This window comes from Peterkaempfera griseoplana (genome assembly GCF_001418575.1).
Classification (GTDB): domain Bacteria; phylum Actinomycetota; class Actinomycetes; order Streptomycetales; family Streptomycetaceae; genus Peterkaempfera; species Peterkaempfera griseoplana.
On record NZ_LIQR01000701.1, the window covers coordinates 1 to 4,028 of the forward strand.

The following is a 4,028-nucleotide window of genomic DNA, read 5'->3' on the forward strand; positions in this document are numbered from 1 at the left end:
GCGCGGCGCCGCGCTGCTCCCGCTCGGCGCGGGACGCGGCGGCGAAGGTGGCCAGCTCGTCGGGGCTGGGGCGGCGCATCGAGGTGTGGGTGTCCCGGGTGGAGTCGGGCTGCGGGCCCGGGACGAGGGAGACCGCCGGGCCGCGGCGCCCGCGGGGGCGCGCGGCGGCCTCCTCCGCCTCGTACGCGGCCTCCTCGGCCAGGAGGGCGGGCTCGGCCGTCTGCTCGCTGCCGGGCGCGGCGACCGCGAGCGGCGGGAGTCCGGCGAGCGAGGGCAGCTGCTCACGCAGCCGGTCGGCCATCTCGGTGGCGCGCAGCCGGGAGGCGGGGGCCTTGGCCAGGCACTCGGCGATGATCTTCCACAGCCCGTCCGGGAGCCCGGGGAGCGGCGGGACGGTCTCGGTGACATGGCGGCGCAGCACGGCTCCGGTGTGGCCGCCGCCGAAGGGGGTGAACCCGGCCAGCAGCTCGTAGAGCACGGTGGCCAGGGCGTAGATGTCGACGGCGGCCCTCGGCTCCAGGCCCTCGATGATCTCCGGGGCGAGGTAGTCGGGGGTGCCGATGATGCGGGTGGCGCGCGTGCGGCGGGGTGCGTCGACCAGCCTGGCGATGCCGAAGTCGGTGAGCTTGGCGCGGGGGGCGCCGCCGGGTCCCGGCGAGGAGGCCAGGTCGAGCAGCACGTTCTCCGGCTTGACGTCGCGGTGGACCACGCCCGCGGCGTGCGCCACGGCGAGGCCGTCGGCGACGTCCACCGCGACGGAGACGGCGGCCTGCGGGGTGAGCACCCCGTCGCGGTCCAGCCGGGTGCGCAGATCCGTGCCGTGCACCAGCTCCATCACCAGCGCCAGATCGCTGCCGTCGACCACCAGATCGCGGATGCCCACCACCCGGGGGTGGTCCAGGCTGGTCAGCGCGGTCCGCTCCTGGACGAAGCGGCCGACCAGCACCTGGTCCGCGGCGAGGTCCTCGCGCAGCAGTTTGACGGCCACCGGGCCGTCGGGGCCCTCACCGAGCCACACGGTGCCTGCGGATCCCCGGCCGATCACCTGATGGACGGTGTACCGGCTGCCGATCTTGCGTGCCAATGCTGCTCCGTGAGCCGAGGGGGTCGGTGCGTCAGCGACCAAACTACGCGGAGAACCGCCGTTCAGGTGGTGGCGCAGCGCACTTGCCCGGTCAAAGTCGATAAACCGTCAATATCACGGGACGGCCTCAGTTCCCGGAGGAACCGCCCAACTGCTTCCAGGTGTCACTGACCCAGCTGCTGACGGAGTGGAACTGGTGCTGGACGCTGTGCCACCAGTCCGGCAGCGGGGTGAAGTTCCACAGCGCGGCCGCGGCGATGGCCAGGATCAGCAGCACCATCAGGCAGCCCTTGAGGCAGCCCAGCCCGGGGATGTAGGTCCGGTTGCGACTGCGCGGGCGCGGCTCCCGCCGCGGGGCGGCCTCCCTCGGCGCGGGCGGCTCCGGACGGCGGGCCGGCGCGGGCTCCGCCCGGCGCGCCGGAGCGGGCTCGTACGGCCGCTGGTACGGCGGGGGCGCGGCCTGCGGTGCGTTGCCGCCCTGCGGCCGCCGCTGGTGCTGCTGCGACTGCGGGGACTGCTGCGGCTGGCGGGGCTGCTGTGGCTGACGAGGCTGGGGCCGGCGGGGCTGCTGCTGCGGGTAGCCGTAGCCGGGGCCGGACTGCGGGGGCTGCCCGGCCTGGCCCGGCCGATAGGGCGGCGGGGCCACCTGCGGCTGCCGGAGCTGCTGCATCTCCTCGGGCTCGAAGTAGCCGACCTCGGTCTGCCGGCCGCGGTCGCGGGCGGCACGCAGCTGGTTCTCCCAGGCCTGCGGCATCTCCGGCGGCGGGCCGTCGGGGCCGACCGGCGGCATCATCCGGGTACGGTCGGCCTGTCCCGCGCCGCCCTGCCCCGCACTGCCCTGGCCCGCACCACCCTGTCCCATGCCCTCCCGTCCGGCGCCCGGGCCGGCGGACGGCATGGCCCGGGTACGGTCCTCGGAGCCCGCGGGGGCGCCGGTGCCCATCAGCCGGGTCGCCGCGGCCGGGTCGTAGCGGACGCCGTCGCCCAGGGTCGGGGTGGCGTCGGGTCCCGCCGGCCGGCCCAGCACCCGGGTCGGCTCCGCGTCGGGGCCGCCGAAGGCCCCGCCGGTGGCGGGCACCCGTGCCGGGTCGGGGTCGGGCAGCAGCAGCGCGCCCACCGCCAGCGCCTCGTCCACCTGCGCCGGGGAGGAGTGCACACCGATGCCGGCCGCGACCACCCGCAGCGCGCGCGCCAGGGCGGTGGCGCCGGGCCGCTGGGACGGCTCCTTGCGCAGACACCGCTCGACCACCGTCCACAGCGGCTCCGGCATGGAGCGCGGCCGCTCCGGCTCCTGCGCCAGATGGGCGTGCAGGATCGCCAGCGGGCCGTCGCCCTGGAACGGGGGACGTCCGGTGACCAGCTCGTACAGCATGATCCCGGCGCCGTAGACGTCCACCGCCGAGGTCTGCGGACGGCCTTCGGCCGACTCGGGGGCCACATAGGCGGGCGTGCCCACGAACTCATGGGTGCGGGTGATGCCCGGCGAGTCGGCGAGCCGGGCGATGCCGAAGTCGGTGAGCATCGGGTGCATCTGCTCGGTGCCGCCCGGCCCGTCGGTGGTCGCCAGCAGCACATTGGCCGGCTTGAGGTCGCGGTGCACCACTCCGTCGGCGTGGCTGGCGGCCAGCGCGTCGGCGATCTGGGCCATCAGCAGGGCGCCCGCGACCGGGCTGAGCGGGCCGTTGGAGCGCAGATAGCGGTAGAGGTCGGGGCCCTCCACCAGGTCCATCACCAGGGCCAGCAGATCGCCCTCGACCACCAGGTCGCGGACCCGCACGATGTTGGGGTGAACCAGCCGCAGCAGCACCGAGCGCTCGCGCAGGAACCGCATCACCACGTCGGGGTCGTTGGCGAGCTCCTCGCGCAGCACCTTGATGGCCACCGGCCGGCCGGGCTCGATGCCGGGCACGGCCGCGTCCTCACGTACCCGGGCGCGCCACACGGTGCCCGTGGCGCCTCGTCCGAGCGCTTCCTCGAGCAGATACTTGCTGCCTACCGGCCGCACTGATGCGCTCCTCGCCGTGCCGACTCCGCGGGCCCGCACACTCGCCCGGGGGGCGGCGGTCCGTGTCTCCGGCCACTGTAACCGTGTCCGACTTCGCAGGTGTTCCGGGACCGGAGCGGCTCCGGCCTGCACACCCGCTGAGGACACAGACGCGCGTGAGCCCTTCCCGGTTGACCTGTGCCCGGGACCGCCTGCGGACCGTCACCCTTCGTGTGAGGATGATCGCAAGATCATCAAATCCGGCACCGGACGCGTACTGTCGGTGGCGGGTGGGAGGATGGCCGCCACCACCCGTGTGGGAATTGCCCGTTGGGCATGCCGCCCGGGCGGTGACGATGGCCTGCACCGTGCGGACCGTGCAGTCCGCACGACCAGAAGGGACCCCGGGCGCCATGCAGATCCGGCTGACCGTCCTCCGGCCGCGCAGCGGTCCGTCCACGGACGCCCACGCCGCCGATGTGCTCGTCACCGCGCCGGCGGGCACCGCGCTCGGCGCGGTCGCCGGGGCGCTGGCCGGCGCGGTCGGGGTGCGCGGCGGCCGAGCCGCGACCCATGTGCACCTGTACGCGGGCGCACAGCGGCTCGACGAGCGCACTCCGCTGGGCCACCCCCCGCTGGTCGACGGCGCCGTGCTGTCGCTCAACGAACCCTCACCCGGCCACGACCAGGCCGACCACGACCGCGACGGCGGCCGGGCCACCGCCCAGCTGAGGGTGGTCGGCGGCCCCGACGCCGGCGGGGTGCACCTGCTGCACCCCGGCCGGGTGCGGGTGGGCCGCTCGGCGGACGCCGACGTGCCGCTGGACGACCCCGATGTCTCCCGTCACCACCTGGAGCTGGTCGTGTCCGCCGACGGCCGGGTGGCCGCCGCCGACCTGGGCTCGACCAACGGCACCTCGCTCGACGGCGTACCGGTCGGCGCCGAGCCGGTGGCGCTGC

Annotated in this window: 3 protein-coding genes; 1 reads left to right on the forward strand and 2 read right to left on the reverse strand. The window is 75.7% G+C overall.

The features are described 5' to 3' along the window. Nucleotides 1–1,084: serine/threonine-protein kinase (locus AOK09_RS35665; protein ID WP_055591333.1), on the reverse strand; the 1,084-nt coding region annotated here is incomplete at its 3' end. A gap of 127 nt (nt 1,085–1,211) precedes the next feature. After that, on the reverse strand, nt 1,212–3,089 hold the full coding sequence (locus AOK09_RS35670) for a serine/threonine-protein kinase (protein ID WP_055591334.1): 1,878 nt from the start codon (nt 3,087–3,089) through the stop codon (nt 1,212–1,214). Between the two features lie 392 nt (nt 3,090–3,481). Between AOK09_RS35670 and AOK09_RS35675 the strand changes: the two genes are divergently transcribed. Then, nucleotides 3,482–4,028: FHA domain-containing protein (locus tag AOK09_RS35675; protein WP_055591335.1), on the forward strand; the 547-nt coding region annotated here is incomplete at its 3' end.